This window comes from Kribbella sp. NBC_00382 (assembly GCF_036067295.1).
Lineage (GTDB): Bacteria > Actinomycetota > Actinomycetes > Propionibacteriales > Kribbellaceae > Kribbella.
In genome coordinates, this window is sequence record NZ_CP107954.1 from 6720639 (window position 1) to 6738015 (window position 17377).

The window sequence follows — 17377 nt, forward strand, 5'->3', positions numbered from 1 at the left end:
CCCGGACGTCAGGTCCAAGCCACCGCCTAGTCGGAGCACGCCACGCGGTCGTCGAAGTCGCCTGGGGTGCCTGGATAGGCGCTGCCTGTGCCGTGGCCGTGGTCCTAGTTGTAGGTCAGGGCAGCTCCCGGTACGCCGAGGTGCCAGACATCGTCACGTCGGTGGCAGACCGGCCGCCGCCGGATCCCCAGGCGAACGACTGGAGGAAGTTCGGTGACATCGGCGTACGTCGGTCCCTGGCTGTGGACCTTCAGGTGATCGCCGCCGCAGATCCCCTCAGTCATAACGCCGAGTGCCCCGATCCGGGAGGGATCGGGGCACTCGGGAGGTGGTGGGTGGTTAGCCGCCGAGGACCTTGAAGAGGTGGGTGTGGTCGTTGGTGCCGAGGACTGCTTCGGCGCCGGGGCCCTGGGCCCAGACCGGAACCACGGTGCCGGTGTGCTGCTGGCTCGGCGGCGTACCGACGGGAGCCTTGCCCTCGCCACCGAAACCGGAGGTGCCGTAGGTCAGCGTGAGCGTCTGACCGTCCTTGGTGGTCACGTTGGTCGAGTAGCCGGTCGGCAGGCCCGAGCCGGAGTTGTCCTCGCCGACGATCTGGCTGGTGTGACCGTGGTCGGCAGTGACGACCACGAGCGTGTCGGGGTGCGAGCGCTGGTAGTCGAGCGCGACGCCGATCGCCTTGTCGAAAGCGACGGTCTCGCCGATCTGGCCACAGGCGTTGGTGGCGTGGTCCTGCTTGTCGATCGAGGCGCCCTCGACCTGCAGGAAGAAGCCCTTGCGGTTCTCCAGCAGCTTGATCGCCTTGGTGGTCATGTCGGCCAGGCTCGGCTCGTTCGACGGACGCTGGTTCTCCGTGCAGGCGACCGGCGCGTTGCCCTTACCCAGCGAGGCCGCCGGGCCGCTCCACTCCACCGACATGTTGCTCTTGTTGAACAGGCCGAGTACCGGCTTGCCGCTCTTGACGGACTTCAGCCCGTCCGCATCCGTCACGTACTGGATGCCCTTCGCCTTGGCCTGGTCGACCACGGTCTTGCCCGCGTAAGGCCCACCGGTGATCGTCTGCTCGAACCGGGCGCGACCGCCACCCAGCAGCACGTCGACCTTGTGGTCCACTTCCTGCTCCGCGATCGAGCCGAGACCGCCAGCGGCCTTGGTCTCCTTCGCGCAGGCGGTCATGTCCGCCGGGCCCTGGCAGCCGCGCAGCGAGATGTGCGACGCGAGCACCGCCGGAGTAGCGTCGGTGATCTCCGCGGTCGAGACGTTGCCGACCTTCAGGCCGCGCTTCTGCGCCACCTCGAGCACCGTCTTCAGGTTCTTGCCCGGTACGTCGATGGCGCTGCTCGGGCCCTGCGAGATCCGCTCGTCGAGGGTCTTCTGGCCGGTCGCCCAGCTCGAGCCGGTGGAGGCCGAGTCCGGGTCGTAGTCAGGCTTGTACGGTGCCTTGGCCGCGGGCTTCACCGACCACGTCGTGTCGAAGCCGGTGTATTTCGCCCGGTCGACGTTCAGCTTGTTCTGCACACCCTGGTAGTAGCGCGCTGCGGTGATCTCCTGGGTTCCCATGCCGTCGCCCAGCAGGAAGATCACGTTCTTCGGCCCGCGGGGCGACGAGTGCGCCTCCGAACCCTGGGCGGGTGAGAACACACCGCTGGCCGCGGCCGAAGCCATTCCCGCCGCGGCGACTACCGTCGCTGCAGCCAGGGCAGCCACAGCAGCTTTTTTCCTGATCATTTCGGGCCTTTCTCGTTGACGGGTCAGTCGGAACCTAGGGGCGGCACACAGATTCCAGATGACCCGCAGGCAGACAACAGGTAACAGTTGCCTGCGGCAAGGAGTGCCCTAGGTGCTGACTGGCCTATCCCCCAAGGGCGAGCGTCACGCGCTGTGGCCGGCGGGATGCGGTCAGGCGGCAGGTCAGGTAGATGGCAAAGGAGATGCTGGTGATGTACGGGCTGATCGGGACTGAGCTGCCCGCGGCCAGCAGCACACCGCCGACCGCGGCGATGAGGGCGAAACAGGTGCTCAGCAAGGGGACCCGTAGCGGGGAGGCTGAGACTTGGAGCGCCGCTGCTGCGGGTGTGACCAGGAGTGAGAGCACCAGGAGCGCGCCGACGATCTGGACCGAGACCGCGACGGCCAGGCCGAGCAGGATCATGAAGACGATCGACATCAGCCGCACCGGGACACCACGGGCGGCGGCGACGTCGGCGTCGGTGCTCGCGAACAGCAACGGCCGCCAGACCAGGACCAGCCCGCCGATGACCAGCGCGGAGATGATGATCAGGGACTTGATCTGCGGATCGTCGATCGCCACGATCTGACCGGTCAGCAGCCCGAACTTGTTCGCCGCGCGGCCGTGGTACAGGCCGAGACACAGGATGCCGAGGCCCAGGCCGAACGGCATCAGCACAGCGGTCACCGAGTTGCGATCACGCGCCCGAGAGCCGAGTACGCCGATCAGCAACGCGGCGATCAGGGATCCGACCAGCGAACCGGTGACCACGCTGGTACCGAGCAGCAGGCTGGCCGCCGCGCCGGCGAACGACAACTCGCTGACGCCGTGGACCGCGAACGCCATGTCCCGCATCATCACGAACACGCCGATCAGGCCGCCCATGACGCCGAGCACGACACACGCGATCACCGAGTTCTTCAGCAACGGAAGCAGTTCGGCGTAGTCGGAGAAGTTGAAGATCTGCGACCACAACGAGTCCAGGGCGATCATCGCAGTACCGCCTCGAGGTCCAGCGAATGGTGGTACGGCTCGTGATCCGGTACGCCGACCACGAGGATCCGCCCGTTGTGCCGGATCACGTCGACCGGTGCATCGAAGAGCTCGGTCAGCACCGGACTGGTCAGCACCTCGTCCGGCGTACCGATCCGGAACCGGTTGTTGGCGATGTAGAGGACCCGATCGACCTTGTCCAGGATCGGATTGACGTCGTGGGTGACGAACAGTACGCCGAGATCGAACCGCCGGCGCGCGTCGTCGACCAGGTCGCTGACCAGCCGCTGATTCGGCAGGTCCAACGACAACAGGGGTTCGTCACACAGCAGCAGTCGCGGCTCGGCCGCCAGCGCCTGAGCGATCCGCAGCCGCTGCTGCTCCCCACCGGACAGCGACGACAGCCGGGCATTCGCGTAGCCCTCGGCTCCGACGGACGCCAGTAACTGGTTCACCCGTTGGCGGCGCTGGCGAGACGGGAGCGGAATGCCCCACCGGTGCCCGTCGACGCCGAGCGCCACCAAGTCGCGGCCACGCAGCGGCAATCCGTCCTCGGCCATCCGCTGCTGCGGGATATACCCGATCCGGCGGTCACCGCGGCGTACCGGTGAGCCGAGGAAGTTAGCGGCTCCGGACCGGAGCCGCAGCTGGCCGAGTACAACCTTCAACAGGCTCGACTTGCCCGATCCGTTGGCCCCGAGGACGGCGATCAGCTCCCCTGCCCGGACCTCTAGGTCGAGGTCCTGCCACAGTGTCCGGGATCCGAAGCCCAGGGCGGCCCGCTCCAGCGTCAGCAACATCTTGCTACTGCCCCAACGCTGCGCCGAGCGCGGCCAGGTTGCCCGACATCCAGCCGACGTAGTCCTTGCCCGCCGGGAGCGTCTCGGTCACGGGTACCACCGCGATGCCGTTCTCCTTGGCCGCGTTCAGCACCTTCTCCGTCTCCGGACCGGTGGTCTGCGCGTTGTACGCGAGGACCTTGACCTGGTGGCCGCTGTAGAGCTGCAGCGTCTCGTTCAGGACCTTGGCCGGTACGTCGCTGTCCTCCTCGATGGCCTCACTGAACGCGGCCGGGGTCTTGTTCTGCAGGCCGACCGCGTCGAGCAGGTACAGCGGCACCGGCTCGGTGATCGCGACCGGCTGACCGTCGTACTTCTGCTTGAGGGTCGCCTCCTGCTGCTCGAGGTCGGCCAGCTTCTGCTTGAGTGCGTCCGCGTTCTGCTGGAAAGTCGCCGCATCGCCGGGGGCTGCCTTCGCATAGGCCTGCTCGAGCTGGTCGACGACCTTGACGACCGTCGGGAAGTCGTACCAGACATGCTCGTTGAGCTCGTCGCCGGCCGCGGCCTTCTTGCCCGAGATGGTGACCGCGTTCAGCACCGTCGTCGGGGAGCCCTTCGCGCTCTTCAGCATCCGGTCGATGAAGTCGTCGTACCCGCCGCCGTTCTCGATCACCACGGTCGCCTGGGCCAGGGACAGCTGGTTGCGGGTGCTGGCCTCGTACTCGTGCGGGTCGGCGTCCGGGCTGGTGATGATCGAGGTCACCTGCACCTTGTCGCCACCGACGCTCGTCGCCAGATCGCCCCAGACATTCGTGGAGGCGACCACCTTGATCGAGGCGCCCGTCGACGAGGACGCCGTACTGGGCGAGTCGTCGCCTGATGAGCAGGCGGTCAGGCCCACTGTGACAAGGGCGGCAGCAGCGGGCAGGGCGAACAGTCTGCGATTCACGAGCCAAGGCCAATCTTCGAGCGGGACCCCACTAATGGGAACGATTGTCATTATCGTACACCTATTAGCGATCAAACGTTCGTTCCCACAAAGGGAAACCGCTCGCCGGCACTTCCGAGACGATTCGGTCCGTTTGGCCAGTTTCGCCGTGTTGGACCGGGGGTAGTCGTGAGAGGTCGAAGCAGTGACGGACTCGGGGACGGGATTGGGAGGGAACGCTTGGCAACGGCTGCTGATGCCTTGCAAGACAGCTGGGACCTGGTCACGAAACACGGAGAACAGGTACCGCTGTACTTCTACTCGCACCTGTTCGTGTCCCACCCCGAGGTGCGGACGATGTTCCCGCTGTCGATGCTGAACCAGCGGGACAAGTTCGTCGGCGCGCTCGGCCGGATCGTCAGTCACGCCGACCAACTGGACAAGGACGCGCCCTTCCTGCAACACCTCGGCCGCGACCACCGCAAGTACGCCGTCGTCGCCGAGCACTACAACGCCGTCGGCGCTTCGCTGTGCGCGACCCTGATGCATTTCCTCGGCCCCGTGTGGGACGAGGAACTCGCCGCCCACTGGACGGCGGCGTATCAGGTGGTCGCACGGATCATGGTCGAAGCGGCCGAGATGTCCTCGGAGTCCACGCCTGACTGGTGGGATGCCGACGTCGTCTTCGCCGAGCGACGCACCATGGACCTCACCTTGCTCAGGGTTCGCCCCCGGCGTGCGTTCCAGTACCTCCCCGGCCAGTCGATCTCCATGGAGATCCCGCAACGCCCGCGCCAGTGGCGGTACTTCAGCCCGGCCAACGCCCCGCGCAAGGACGGCGCCATCGATCTCCACGTACAGCAGATCGACGGCGGCCAGGTGAGTCCGACGGTCGTCCGGTCCTTGAAGGCCGGCGATGTCGTGAAGCTCGGGGCGCCGGTCGGCGAGCGGCTGACCCGGCGCGAAGGCGATCCACGCGAGTTGCTGCTGGTCGCCGGAGGTACCGGCCTTGCTCCGCTTCTCGCTGTTCTCGAACAGATTGACGAAGAGTGGCAACGATTGCATACCGGGCCGCTGGTGCACCTGCTGCACGGCGTACGGATGCCCTGGCACCTGTACGACCGCCCGCGACTGCGCAACCTGGCCCAGCACCGGCCGTGGTTCGAGTACACGGAGGTCGTGTCCGACGACCCGTCCTACCCCGGCACCCGCGGGAAGGTCGGCACCGTCGCGGCGCGGCAGGTGCTGACCGGACGGACGGCGATGGTGTGCGGCGGACCGCAGATGGTGGCCCACACGCTGGAGCAACTGGCCGCCGCGGGGATGCGGCCCGAGCACATCAAGTACGAGCACTTCTACTACGCAGCCGCAGGTGAAAACACCGTCGGGCCGGCGATACCAGGTGAGGAGACGACAACTGATGAACAGCCACCGCCACGGCTCCATCCATCAGACACCTCGAACGATCCGGGACCAGGCGTTCCGGCGGCGGATGCGGGGTCTCGACTCCGACATGGTCTACGGGTACCTCGATCTGCTCGCTGATCAGGTCCAGGCCACGGAGCGGGAGCTCAACGAGAGCAGGGCCAAGAACCAGCGTCTCCAGACCGAGTTGCAACGCGGGAAGGCCGAGCTGCAGCGCGTCCAGGCGGAGCTGGATCACCATGAGCAGGCCGGCGCCCGGGTGAACGACCAGGTCATCCAGATGTTCAGCCAGGCCCAGCTCGTGGTCGAGGAGATGGTCCAGGACGTCAGCCGGGACGCCCGGGAGCGGATCGGCCAGGCGCGGGCCCACGAGCGCAAGATCGTCGCGGAGGCGATGGACACGGCCGGGGAGCAGGTGCGGTCGTACGCGCAGACCGCCCAGGAGCAGATGCAGTCGATCGTGAACTCGTTCGCCACCGAGGTCGAACAGCTCGGTACGCCGGAGCTCGGCCCGCATCCGAACGACCCGCTGCCCGACGAACCCCGGGACTGGCACTCCCACCTCCAGAACGGCAACGGTCCGGGTGCACGATGAGCCTCGGGCCGTGGCGAAAAGCCCCACGGGTCGGCCGGAGAGCATCGTCAGGTCCCGGGAGGGTCCGGGCCCGCTCCGAGTATTCGGCACCGTGGTCCGACCGTGCGGTGAAACATCTGGTGAGCGTGCCGGACCCAGTGCCGGCGAGAGTCGATCTCGAGGCGGTTCGTGCCGCATCGGAGGAGTTCCTCGAGCTCTTCTACGCCGAGAATCCCAAGGCTGGGCGGGTGGGCCCTCGGATCGCGGCGGTGAAGCGCGAGATCGACCTGACCGGGACGTACTGGCACACCACTGAGGAGCTGGCCTTCGGCGCTCGGGTCGCCTGGCGCAACAATGCCCGGTGCATCGGGCGGCTGTACTGGCACAGCCTGCAGGTCCGCGACCTGAGGACCGTCTCCCGCGCCGGCGATGTCGCCAGGCATTGCTTCGACCATCTGCGGGTGGCCCACAACGGCGGCAAGATCCGGCCGATGATCAGCATCTTCGCACCCGAGACGCCGGCCAGGCCTGCGCCCAGGATCTGGAACGAGCAACTCGTCCGGTACGCGGGGTACGAGCAGCCGGATGGGGAGCTGATCGGGGATCCTCGCTATCGGGCCTTTACGAGCGAACTCATCGGACGTGGATGGCGGCCGCCCTCCTCGCCCGGAGCCTTCGATGTGCTCCCGCTAGTGGTGGAGACCTTCGAGGAGGGGCCGCTGCTGTTCGACCTCCCCGGTCATGCGGTCCATGAGGTCGCACTGGAGCATCCCGAGCTGGCGTGGTTCGCCGACCTGGGCCTGCGATGGCACGCGGTCCCGGTGATCAGCAACAGCCGTCTCGTCATCGGCGGTGTCTCGTACCCGGCCGCGCCCTTCAACGGTTGGTACATGGGCACCGAGATCGGCGCCCGCAACCTGGCCGACAACGACCGCTACGACCTAGTACCCGAGGTAGCCGAACGAATGGGCCTCGACACCTCGACCGAGGCGACCCTCTGGCGGGACCGAGCCCTGGTCGAGCTCAATCGCGCCGTCCTGCACTCGTTCCACGCAAACAACGTCAGCATCACCGACCACCACACCGAGTCCCGCAGATTCCTCATCCACCTGGAACGCGAGGAGCAAGCCGGCCGCCACTGCCCCACCGACTGGACCTGGATCGTCCCACCCATGTCCGGCGCCCAGACCCCGGTCTTCCACCGCCACTACAACGCCACCCCCCAACTCCCCAACTTCATCACCGACCCCGACTCCACCCACCGAGCCCTCCAAGGCACACCCCCGGCATTCGGCACCTAAGTCAGGTGACGGAGGCCGGGCTCGCGGCGCCGAGCAAGGCAGCGCTGAGCTGCCTGCGCGACGTGACAGACCGTGGCCCTCGCCGTAGCCACGTCCCAAACATTAGGCAACAACAACGGCTCCCCCACCCGATGCAACCCCCGCAACAACTCACAACGCCCCTGAAGCTCAGAGCTGCCCATGTCAGCCCAACCTTTCCGCTCAAAAGGCTAAGGACAATCTCCATCAAGAAACCAGCTCCCGCGATGTCACAAACCGGGCAGGCATCCGGTCATTGGTCCAGGAACGGTATTCATCCGCACTGCCGCGCTCGGCACCGTTCGAAAGAGTGTTGTCGCCGCGACACCCTGCAACATCTCGCTGACCCCTCGTCATCGTGCACACTGGACCCATACACTGCGAAAGCTGACTTCGGGGACATGTACAGCCGACACGCCGAGACGGTTGGCCTGGCTGCAAACTACATAAGTGTAATTTCGACAATGAGAGCGACGGCGGCGACACCGGAGCGAGTAGTTGACCATTGGGGTGGTTGGATGGCCGGGTTTGAAGTCCTCGGGGGTATGGCATGAACGCCGATCAGGCTGCCGCGCACGAAGGGATGCGACCGGGCTCCAGATTCTCCGAGATCGAAGATCCTGAAGCGTACCTGGAATCATTCCGCGTCGAGCGGTCGATTGCAGACGCTGACGCGGCGGCGAGAAAGCGGGCTCAGCGCGCCGGCCGGCGAAGGCGGAGTTAGTCGGACCGCGGCAAGGGATTCAGGACGCCGGTTCCGAGCGTCCGCAGGTTCTTCACCAGGGTTTCCATCTGCTGGGTATCTTTCGCCCGGATCGCCGATTCGTCCTTTGTCTTCGACGAGGCGAGGGTGGCGATACCGACCACCTGTCGCCGCTGGGGAGCCTCGAGGTAGATCGGCACCGACAGGAACGACCGCCAGCGTGCGGGATACGGACGATCGCTGCGCTGATCCTTGGGTGGCTGGACGTCGCTCAGGTTCACGTACTGCGGTCGTCCTTCGGTGAAGCATTTGGCCGACGCCTGAGCTGACTCGAGGACGAGCTTCGCTTCGCGGAGCAGATTGCGGGGCGCGAGCAGGCCGAGGGAACTCCCCCACAATGCGAGGGAACGCCGTTGCGTCGGATACCAGCGAACCCAGAGCTCCACCTTGAACAGCTCCGCGTCTTCGACCGTCTCGCTCGGCAATTTCCAGTCCTGGCGAAGATTGTTGGTGAACTCGCGCAGTTCGGCGTAGGTGTCGATGATGTACGACGCGTTGCCTGATGCAGCCACCCAGTCGTCCCACCAGCTACCCAATCGCTGGCCGTAACTCACCGCCGGGTAGGTTTGCGGATCCGCGAGTCCCGCGCAGATGGTGGCTTCCTCGAAGAATTGAGCGATCTGCGTCTTGAAGTCCGGAGTGAGCAGGCTGAGACCGATCCGGGTACATCTACCGGCCAGGTGCTCGAGCAGGACAGGGACATCCGCCGCGGAATTTCCGGCCACATCGGTCGACGCGATAGCCATCAGCGCGAACCGCTGTTTGCGTCTCCGGGTCAAGGCCAGCGCATCGATCAGCGGTGGATCGGTCAGGCTTGCACCGACGACGATGCTGGCGCAGCGGCTGTGGTCGAGCAGACGGGTCAGAACATCGACCGTCACCGGGCGGGTCTCGGCGTAGTCCACTTCATCGAGCACGACCCGGCCCAAAGCGCGACCTTCGGGCGGAATCCGGCCGTGAAGATAGATCAGCCTGATAATCGGCAGACCCGGATCGGACGGCTTCACCTTCCGCGCCGGGCGACTGCTGCCGGCCGTCTCAACCTGAAAACCAGGGCGGGGCTTCTTGTTGTTGCTCCACCGCTTCAGCTCCTTGTCTATCTCCTGCTCGATGTAGGTGTCGTAGTTCGTCGTAACGATCGAGACCTGCTTTCCCACGGAAGCGGAAAACACGGCATACCGAGCGATGTTGCCGACCAGGCGCCCACCGCGCCAGGTATGCCTTCGATACAACTCTCGCTGCAAGTTGCCGATAATTTCGTGCCGCTGATCATCCTCGACGCTCGGATGCTTCAAGGTGAAGTGCTGGCGAAGGACCGAGGCCAGCCGCTGGGCGTCGAGTGACTTGTTGAGCACCGCGAGATGCTCATCGGTGACATAAGACGAGTCGTCCTCGGTATCGGCACGAAGACCGAGGGAAATGAGCTCTTTCCAGCCGAGCCCGGTTCGGTCGATCGTCACGCCTGCGCCGCAGTACAGGACCACATCGCTGGCTTGGGCGAGCGTCACCAAGCACTGCTTCGTAGAATCCTGCGAGAAGAAGGGCTTCGCACTTCGCTCGAAGAGCAGCGGGTCGTTCATGTCGTCAGCGCCCCCTGAAACGCCTAGCTGAACCACGTAGGCTACTGGGATCCCTGCCTGCTGCCTAGCCTGGTCGGCCGATTCCACGGTCGAACTCAGCTTCTTCATCAAACGCATCATTGAATTTCTCGGTGGATTGAATTCCCGATTCCAGACCTCCCCGATAAGTCACGGAACGTGCCAGAATGCGGCAAGGAAAGTTGTTACGGGGAGGACGACGTGAGCGCAGGCCGCCAGGTTTTGGCTGCGGTCGAGAACGAGATAGTCGACTATCAGGACGCGGCTCTGGGTCGTCTACTCGAAGTCAACGGCAAACGATTGGTCATCAAGTACGTGGCCAGCCGCTGGGCCGTTCCCTACACAGCCCCTGGCCTGCTGCTCAAGGTGTCCCAGGCTCCGGCCCTGACCTGGGGCACCGGGACTTATGTGAGCCCGATCTGCCATCCGTTGTCGACGGCTCTTTATGGGCGATGCGGTCTCGTGGCACGCGCGGACGATGCTCCGTCATGGCGCATTTTCGATGCCCGTAAGCACTCGGCTCAGGCCGCGTACATCAACTGGGCCAGAGCGCAGCCGATCTTCAACGATGTTCTGCTCACCGTTCACTCCGGCTACACCAATCACGTACTTCGCAACGCCTTCAGGCGGAGGTTCCGCATCGACTGTGTGCTTTTCCGTCCTGACCAAGCCGCGGAGTCCCATACCGATGTGCTCAACGACACCTGGCTTCTCGTCACCGACTGGGACAACGACGAGATCGATCCGACCTTCAGCAGGCGGTTGCTGGACGCGAGGTTCACCGTTCTGGTCGACGAGGAATTCGACCTTGCCGACCAGGGCGGTCTGCCGACGCGTGCGGCGGACCGGAAATTGGAGGCCGCGACGCTCGCGCGAACCTCGAATCGAGGGATCCACGTCGGCCAGGCGCGGACCAATCTTCGCGCACTGGCCGGCGATATCGCCACCGAGTACGGCCGCGACGGCTTTGTCCACGTCTGGATCGCACCATGAGCGGCATCCTGCGCCTCGCGAACGAATTCATCGAACGGATGATGAATCCCGCTTATGGTCAAGTCATCAACGACGAGTATTCGATGATGCTCGGAGACCTGTTGGCCGATGGCGAGGACGTAGAACGCCTGCTGTCGGAGGCCCACCGGCTGAGCAGGGTCGACGAACTCTCGGCCTACACGTGGACCTGGTTGCTCACTCTGCCTGGAACAGAGAATCAACTGAGCAAGGAACTTCTCCTCGAATTAGGTCAGCAGTTCCAAGCGCCGGCGTTCCGCGTCGCAGTCATCGATTGCGCCTTGCGCGGCAGTTACCGGCTTGCCGAGGGGGAAGGTCCTCACTTCGATCGCGTCCCGACGCTGGACGAGATCGAGAACCCCTGGCTGGCCCGGTTGGTCCTGTCCACTCTTCCCTCCGTGCCGGACGAGGCCCCAGACGCCGGCGCGGGGACCGTCGATTCAAGCGCCTACCAGGATGCCGAGAACCTTCTCGTTGCCTTGCTGACAGTCGATTGGCAGGACTGCCGACTGGCCGCCGTCGCGCTGCTGAACCACGAATGGGCCGGAAGACGGGAACTACTGAGCTTCTTCCGGAGCCGAACGACCGCCATGGACGAAGAGTCACGCGCGCGGTGGCTACGACTGAGTCCGCCGGAATAACAGAGTCCCGCCGAGGTGATTTGCGGCAGCAATAGTTGGCGGAAGTTCAGATGACCATTGCCGGGCGATCATGAACGTATCCGGTGCAGAATCGTTCGACCAGGACCCGAAGCTCGGCGATGGCCGGCCATCGGGGGAAGTCCTGTCGGCACGCGTGCTGTTCGGCGGCTCTGGTGGAGCCCTTGCGGTCGGCGCCGTGGCGGCGATCTTCGTCGCGGCAGGCTCGGGCGCGTCATGGAGCGAGGGTCTTCGCTGGTCGCTCTACATGATCGCCTCCGGGGTGATCGCCGTCATCGTGGGACTGATCTTCGGGGTGCCACGTGCACGTTCGGAGTTCGTCGCGGGTGCGAGCGAACGGTACTCCTCGAACTCGAACCTCGAGCAGATCTCCGACTGGCTGACCAAGCTTCTGGTGGGCGCGGGGCTCGTACAGCTGGCCAGCGCACCCGGCCGGCTTGCGAAGCTCGGTGACTATCTCGGGAGCGGATTGGAGGTCCCGAGCTCCGCCGCGTACTCCCTCGCAGCCGTGGTCTACGGCGCAGGTGTCGGCTTCACCTGTGGCTACCTCTGGACGCGCCTGCGGATGCGGATCTATCTCGAGGCGGCCGAGGTGCAGGCGGCCTACGCATCGAAGCAACGCGCCCTCGCCAGCATCGTACAAACGCAGAACCAGGTGAACGAACAGTCCGAACCGAGGCGTGACGTGGACCGGGCGGTGCAACGCGCGCTCGAAGCCCGGAAGGCTGTCGGTGGCCGCCGGATCGCCCCGATCCTCTGGGTCGACGACGTGCCGTCGAACAACACCGCCCTGATCGCCGCACTGAACACCCTCGACATCGAAGTCCAGCTCGCCGACTCGACAGCGAAGGCGATGGAGCTGATCGGCCAGCGCAACTACGGCCTGGTGATCTCCGACCTCGGCCGGCAGGAAGGGGATCACTATAACGACCGAGCCGGAATCGATCTCCTCGACCAGATTCGCGCCCGCGACACCACCGTGCCCGTCATCATCTTCGGCACCTACCGCGCCCTCGCCCTCCAAGACGAACTACGAGCGCACGGCGCCACCGCGGTAACCACCCGCGCCAGCGAACTACTAGAACTAGCAACAAAAGCAGTCACCGCGCCCTAGCAGGGGGACCAGATGATGCATCACACGCCGAACGTCGCAGAAGCACAACAGCTCGCCGAACGCATGAAGGCATCGGGAGAGTGCAACTGGTTCCGTGGTCAGACGCGTAACTGGCCGGTGCTGAGCAGCTTGAGCCGGCGCGACGAAGCCCAACACGCTGAGGCATGCGACCGGATGGCTGCTTTCGACCACTGGGTCGATCGCAATCCCGACGTCCGCTCGATGATCCGGACCCGCGATGATCGGATTGCCGTTGCCCAGCACTACGCCCTCCCGACCAACTTCGTCGACTTCACCACAGAGCCGGCTGTTGCCGCTTTCTTCGCCTGCCACGAGCCACCGCTGGAGTGGTCAAGCAGTGACCTGAGCTGCATCATCTGCGTCAATACCGACGATCTGCGCGACGTCTGGGAGACCGTCCGAAACGCCGGAGTGGAGATTCCGCCGTTCGAGGAGATACGAGTCGACGTTCCGGAGCTGTGGCGGCTGCAGGCACAGCGTGGCATCTTCCTCTACTTCCCCTTCGACGAGGGCTTCGAGCGGCACGTCTACGATTTCGACCGGATTTGTTTCCCGAGTCCACAGCCACCGGCCGGCTGCAGCGTCTCCATTCCTGAAGAAGACATCTATCCGACTCAACAGAGCCAGCTCGAGATATCGCTCGACCAGTTCTTCATGCTCGAACGGTTGACCGAAGGGCATCAGGCATTCGAACAGATGCTCAGCGACGGACGATTGAGAAAGATCACCAAGCCCAGCCTGCCTGACGGTCTGGATCCAGACGTTTTCGGGCCGCTCGGCCTCCCGGAACACGAATCATGGTCACCGGCGGCGCTTTCGGGATGGTCGACGCCGGCACCCGAGGCGTTCGTCCCGATCAGTACAGCTCCAGAGTTGGAGGTTTTCGTCCAAGCAGACGCGATGCCGAACGAGCGTCGGCTCAGGCTCGCGGAAAGTCTCACCCAGCAGATCGCGGGGACGACCGGATGCAGAGCCGGCCCGGTGCGCTGGCACCTGTCCGGCGAGGACTTCAAGGAAGGTTCGGGTCGGGTGTCGGAGGCAATGTCTCTCACCTGGGACGGTCTGCGCAGACTGCCATTCGGCGATGACGACCTGGCGCATGCCCTCGCGATGGCCGCCACCTTCGCTCTGGCCGTGCACGACGACCCGCAAGCACGATCCGACCCTGAGCTCGCCGGGCGACTGGCCGCTGTCTGTCTCGGAGCGTCCTCGGTCTTCGAGACCGAGATCGGCATGCTCGACGGCAGCTACACCCGTGGCTGGGCCGCGGCCGATGAGCTGGCCGCGGCGGTTCGGGACGATTTCCCGTCGTTCCTGAACGCCGAGTTCCGGTCCCGGATCGACTCGATCTGGACGATCCTGCAGGTCTCTACGGTTCCTCGACGGACGTTCGTCTTCGAGCGACTCGCGACCGTCTTCGCCCGTCAGATCGTACCGACGCAGATCGTCGCTCGCGGACCGGCGACAGGCAAAGCAAGGCTGTACAACCCAGTCCAAGCCATGAGCCTAGGACGACCCTGACAGCTCAGGCATCGGTGGCAGTGCCCCGCGGCGGCGCCAGTAGGTTGGTTGCCTCGGCGCGTTGGGTGTTGGTCAGGGCGGGATTGGTTGACGTCAAGGCTCTTTGGAGTGCGTCTTCTGCCTGGTGGGGTTGGCCGCGGCCGGTGAGGATCTTTGCTCGGCGCAGGTGGGCCCAGGCATTCTCCGGCGTGGCGCTGAGAGCAGAGGCGAGTTCCCGGTCTGCTTCCTCGGATCTGCCAAGTGCTTCGAGCGCGAGAGCACGCGCCGATCGTGCGTATGCCTCAGTGAGCAGGTCCGGCCCCAGCCCCAGGAGAAAGTCCAGATCTGCGAGAGCCTCCCGCGGCTGTCCCAGGTCGGCCAGTAACTGCCCACGGCCGTTCAAGGCGGCGAACGACAGCGGGTCGATCGTCAGCGCCCGGGTGAACGCCTCGATCGCCTGAGCCGGCTCGCCAGCGTACCAGAGTGTGCTGGCGAGTTGCTGTGCCGCGTCCAGATTGCTCGGGTCGAGCGCTACCGCCTCCTCCAGCTCCGCCTTGGCTTCGGCCAGTCGTTCCTGGTCCAACAGCAACCCGCCGCGAGCCGTCAGGACTCGAGCCAGCGCATGGTCGTCATGGATCACGCGCAGGCGGTTGCCGGCGTCGAGATAGATCTCCAAGGCTCGCTCGACGCGCTCCGCTCCTTTCGACGCCTCGATGTCACCCAGGAACGCGACGGCGTTGGCGGCGGCCCAGCGGTCACCGATCGATTCGCAGATCTCGAGCGCGATGCGGGCGCACTGCTGGGCCTCGTCGTACTGCTCGTTGCCCAGCAGGTGTTCTGCCCAGGCCAGATTCACCGCCGCCTCCTGGGCCCTGGATGCCTCGGGCGTTCGGAGAGAGGCCCGGTTGGAGCGACGGATCACCTCGATCAGCCGGTCGTGGGCGAGCTCGAACCAACGCGCCCGGGCCCGGTCTTCGGCCCGCAACACATGCCGGTCCTCCAGCCCCTTCGGCACCGCGTTCGGCATACCCCGGGTCATGGATCGGCCCTCGTTGACCGCGCCTCGGGTGTCGACGTCCGTGATGAACGTTTCCTCGATCCAGCGCCGGATTCGGGACGCCGCGATATTCGTACCGGCCGCGACGGCGTCGACCGCCTCGTCATAGAACGCACCCAGCGCCTGATCGACGTCGCCGAAGCTTCGGACCATCTCGGTGGTGATGACGTCGTCGTCCGGCGGTATCGAGTGCCAGAGCCGCTCGCAGACGACCTGCAACTGCACCGGCTCGACGAACTCGTCCACCACGGTGACCTCGGCGCCGTCCTCGTCCACCAACGTGGTGGTACGCAGCAGGTCGACCACCTCCGACGCCACCCCTTGCGCATAGCGGCGGCTCGTACTCAGAGCAGGCAGTTCCACCGCTTCGACCGCGGCCTTCGGCAGTAACGGGAGGAGGTGGAACCGGCCGCACGAACCGAAGCCTGACCGCTCGACCAGGCGGGTGTACTGCGCGAGGAAGTCCTCGCGCAGTCCGATCAGCACGTGCAGGTTGGGCACGGCATCCAGCGCTTCCCGCAGATCCGCGAGCAAGGCCATCCGATCGGCGGCCCGGTGAGCGCCGACCGTGAAGATCTCCTCGGCTTGGTCCATCACGCCGATCACAGGAACCGGGTCACCGTACCGGTCCAGCCGTACCTCCCGCCCCGAGACAGCAGCGAGAATCGGTCCGTTGTCCGCCGGCTCCGACGGCTCGGCCAGCTGCCACGAAGCCAACAAGGCGCGAGTGAAGTACTGGCCTTCTGCCGCTGGACCCGCCTGTGCGGCGGCGGATCGAGCGACCCGGCCAAGGGGCAACACATCCGCGCCTCCGGCTGCGAGCCGCGGCAGAAGGCCCGCGGCGAGGAGCGACGTCTTCCCGGTCCCGGAGGCGCCATAGAGCAGTACCGCCCGGTTGGACAGCAGCAGCGAACGGAGCTCGTGGGTCTCCCGGTCCCGGCCGTTGAACAAGCCGGCATCGGCCGCCTCGAACGGTTTCGGACCGACGTACGGCGCGGGAACCGGCCGGACGCTCACGTTCTGCCGTCCAGGCGAGCCGTCAGTTCGGTGCAGAACTCCTGCGCGGTGCCCCAATAGATCGAGATTCGCATGTTGTCGAAGTACTCGGCGAGATACTCCTGCGCGGCAGCACGGGTTTCCTCGGTGTCGTCGCGCCGGTCCGGGAGCAACTGCACGCTCATGTGACGCCGCTGCTGGTGCGGTGGAACGGTCGCGAGCAGACCGCGGAACACGACCCGGAAGGTCCAGTCCTGCAGGCTGTACCCGATGAAGAGCAACGGCCGGCTGCCGAGCGCCTCCTCGATCACCGGCGGCAGGATCTGTTGCTTCCCGGCGACGCGGACCAGGAAGTCGAGGTAGTCGTCCTCGCTGATGACGAGCGAGCGGGGTTCCGAGCTGTTGCCGTGCAAGTGGTACACGATCGGCTTGTCCGCGGCCGGCGCATAGCCGGCCGGCGTGTCGAAGACGGGATCCTGGGTAGCACCGGCGTACCAGGGACAAATGGCCTGATGCGGTTGCTTGCCCTGATTCGACAACGCGGCGGCCATGAACCCGTCGTAGTTAGTGGTCAGGTAGACCGGAATGGGGAATCGAGCCAGCAAGGCATGTGGCTCGTGTGCCTGAGTGAAGTCCGGCTGTTCGATGCCGTGGAAATGCTTCCGCGCGAGGCGGCCTTTCTCGTAGACCGCGTCGCCGCCCCTGCTCACGACGTACTGGAAGACCCGCGTCAGGTCGTCCTTGTCCTTGAACGGGTAGCCATGCTCATCCGCGGAATCCGTTGCCAGGGCAGCCCCGGTGGGCAGGTGGCCGGCACCGGCACCGGCCCCGAGGAACGGCGTACAGTCACCGTCTTGCAACTGGTCCATCAGCCGTTCCCAGTCGGCCTCGGTCAGCGAGCGTGCCATCGA

At 65.5% G+C, this 17377-nt stretch carries 15 protein-coding genes; 7 read left to right on the forward strand and 8 right to left on the reverse strand.

All coding sequences use genetic code 11. The features are described from left to right. Positions 1-104: 104 nt before the first annotated feature. The 5 genes from OHA70_RS31900 to OHA70_RS31920 all read right to left on the reverse strand — a co-directional run bounded on the left by OHA70_RS31900 (position 105) and on the right by OHA70_RS31920 (position 4450). Positions 105-284 (reverse strand): hypothetical protein, encoded by a 180-nt coding sequence (locus tag OHA70_RS31900; RefSeq protein ID WP_328323914.1) that lies wholly within the window; start codon positions 282-284, stop codon positions 105-107. 55 nt (positions 285-339) lie between these two features. Further along, positions 340-1728, reverse strand: coding sequence for an alkaline phosphatase (locus OHA70_RS31905; protein ID WP_328323916.1), 1389 nt, complete (start codon positions 1726-1728; stop codon positions 340-342). 124 nt (positions 1729-1852) lie between these two features. Continuing rightward, on the reverse strand, positions 1853-2722 hold the full coding sequence (locus OHA70_RS31910; protein ID WP_328323918.1) for a metal ABC transporter permease: 870 nt from the start codon (positions 2720-2722) through the stop codon (positions 1853-1855). Further along, positions 2719-3522, reverse strand: coding sequence for a metal ABC transporter ATP-binding protein (locus OHA70_RS31915; protein WP_328323920.1), 804 nt, complete (start codon positions 3520-3522; stop codon positions 2719-2721). Before OHA70_RS31915 ends, OHA70_RS31910 begins: the two co-directional genes overlap by 4 nt. 4 nt (positions 3523-3526) lie before the next feature. Continuing rightward, positions 3527-4450 (reverse strand): metal ABC transporter solute-binding protein, Zn/Mn family, encoded by a 924-nt coding sequence (locus tag OHA70_RS31920; RefSeq protein ID WP_328323922.1) that lies wholly within the window; start codon positions 4448-4450, stop codon positions 3527-3529. Positions 4451-4669: 219 nt separating this feature from the next. On the opposite strand from OHA70_RS31920, the gene OHA70_RS31925 reads away from it, so the two are divergent. From OHA70_RS31925 to OHA70_RS31935, 3 genes are all read left to right on the forward strand, one after another. After that, entirely contained in the window at positions 4670-5974 is a 1305-nt protein-coding gene (locus tag OHA70_RS31925) for a globin domain-containing protein (RefSeq protein WP_328323924.1), read from the forward strand. Next, the gene (locus OHA70_RS31930; RefSeq protein WP_328323926.1) at positions 5943-6449 is read left to right on the forward strand and encodes a hypothetical protein; all 507 of its coding nucleotides are present in this window, start codon (positions 5943-5945) and stop codon (positions 6447-6449) included. Before OHA70_RS31925 ends, OHA70_RS31930 begins: the two co-directional genes overlap by 32 nt. 107 nt (positions 6450-6556) lie before the next feature. Then, the gene (locus tag OHA70_RS31935; protein WP_328323928.1) at positions 6557-7729 is read left to right on the forward strand and encodes a nitric oxide synthase oxygenase; all 1173 of its coding nucleotides are present in this window, start codon (positions 6557-6559) and stop codon (positions 7727-7729) included. Between the two features lie 738 nt (positions 7730-8467). Here OHA70_RS31935 and OHA70_RS31940 read toward each other — a convergent pair. Next, the gene (locus OHA70_RS31940; RefSeq protein ID WP_328323930.1) at positions 8468-10198 is read right to left on the reverse strand and encodes an SIR2 family protein; all 1731 of its coding nucleotides are present in this window, start codon (positions 10196-10198) and stop codon (positions 8468-8470) included. A gap of 132 nt (positions 10199-10330) precedes the next feature. On the opposite strand from OHA70_RS31940, the gene OHA70_RS31945 reads away from it, so the two are divergent. From OHA70_RS31945 to OHA70_RS31960, 4 genes are all read left to right on the forward strand, one after another. Further along, the gene (locus OHA70_RS31945; RefSeq protein ID WP_328323932.1) at positions 10331-11101 is read left to right on the forward strand and encodes a hypothetical protein; all 771 of its coding nucleotides are present in this window, start codon (positions 10331-10333) and stop codon (positions 11099-11101) included. Beyond that, a complete protein-coding gene (locus OHA70_RS31950; protein ID WP_328323934.1) occupies positions 11098-11760 on the forward strand; it encodes a hypothetical protein in 663 nt (220 codons plus the stop codon). Before OHA70_RS31945 ends, OHA70_RS31950 begins: the two co-directional genes overlap by 4 nt. A gap of 70 nt (positions 11761-11830) precedes the next feature. Continuing rightward, positions 11831-12892, forward strand: a complete 1062-nt coding sequence (locus OHA70_RS31955; RefSeq protein WP_328323936.1) for a response regulator — start codon at positions 11831-11833, stop codon at positions 12890-12892. A gap of 12 nt (positions 12893-12904) precedes the next feature. Continuing rightward, entirely contained in the window at positions 12905-14434 is a 1530-nt protein-coding gene (locus OHA70_RS31960) for an FRG domain-containing protein (RefSeq protein ID WP_328323938.1), read from the forward strand. A 4-nt stretch (positions 14435-14438) separates the two neighbouring features. Here OHA70_RS31960 and OHA70_RS31965 read toward each other — a convergent pair whose 3' ends face one another. Both OHA70_RS31965 and OHA70_RS31970 read right to left on the reverse strand, forming a co-directional pair. Beyond that, positions 14439-16487, reverse strand: coding sequence for an nSTAND1 domain-containing NTPase (locus OHA70_RS31965; protein ID WP_328323940.1), 2049 nt, complete (start codon positions 16485-16487; stop codon positions 14439-14441). Then, complete coding sequence (locus OHA70_RS31970) at positions 16484-17374, reverse strand: SIR2 family NAD-dependent protein deacylase (RefSeq protein ID WP_328323942.1); 891 nt, start codon at positions 17372-17374, stop codon at positions 16484-16486. The genes OHA70_RS31965 and OHA70_RS31970 overlap by 4 nt, the downstream gene beginning before the upstream one ends. Positions 17375-17377 lie beyond the last annotated feature (3 nt).

Bases quoted from the DNA above. Each gene is read 5' to 3' on its own strand.
- OHA70_RS31955 (WP_328323936.1), top strand. From the start codon at position 11,831: ATGAACGTATCCGGTGCAGAATCGTTCGACCAGGACCCGAAGCTCGGC.
- OHA70_RS31970 (WP_328323942.1), bottom strand. From the start codon at position 17,374: ATGGCACGCTCGCTGACCGAGGCCGACTGGGAACGGCTGATGGACCAG.
- OHA70_RS31960 (WP_328323938.1), top strand. From the start codon at position 12,905: ATGATGCATCACACGCCGAACGTCGCAGAAGCACAACAGCTCGCCGAA.
- OHA70_RS31940 (WP_328323930.1), bottom strand. From the start codon at position 10,198: ATGAAGAAGCTGAGTTCGACCGTGGAATCGGCCGACCAGGCTAGGCAG.
- OHA70_RS31910 (WP_328323918.1), bottom strand. From the start codon at position 2,722: ATGATCGCCCTGGACTCGTTGTGGTCGCAGATCTTCAACTTCTCCGAC.
- OHA70_RS31900 (WP_328323914.1), bottom strand. From the start codon at position 284: ATGACTGAGGGGATCTGCGGCGGCGATCACCTGAAGGTCCACAGCCAG.
- OHA70_RS31930 (WP_328323926.1), top strand. From the start codon at position 5,943: ATGGTCTACGGGTACCTCGATCTGCTCGCTGATCAGGTCCAGGCCACG.
- OHA70_RS31905 (WP_328323916.1), bottom strand. From the start codon at position 1,728: ATGATCAGGAAAAAAGCTGCTGTGGCTGCCCTGGCTGCAGCGACGGTA.
- OHA70_RS31915 (WP_328323920.1), bottom strand. From the start codon at position 3,522: ATGTTGCTGACGCTGGAGCGGGCCGCCCTGGGCTTCGGATCCCGGACA.
- OHA70_RS31950 (WP_328323934.1), top strand. From the start codon at position 11,098: ATGAGCGGCATCCTGCGCCTCGCGAACGAATTCATCGAACGGATGATG.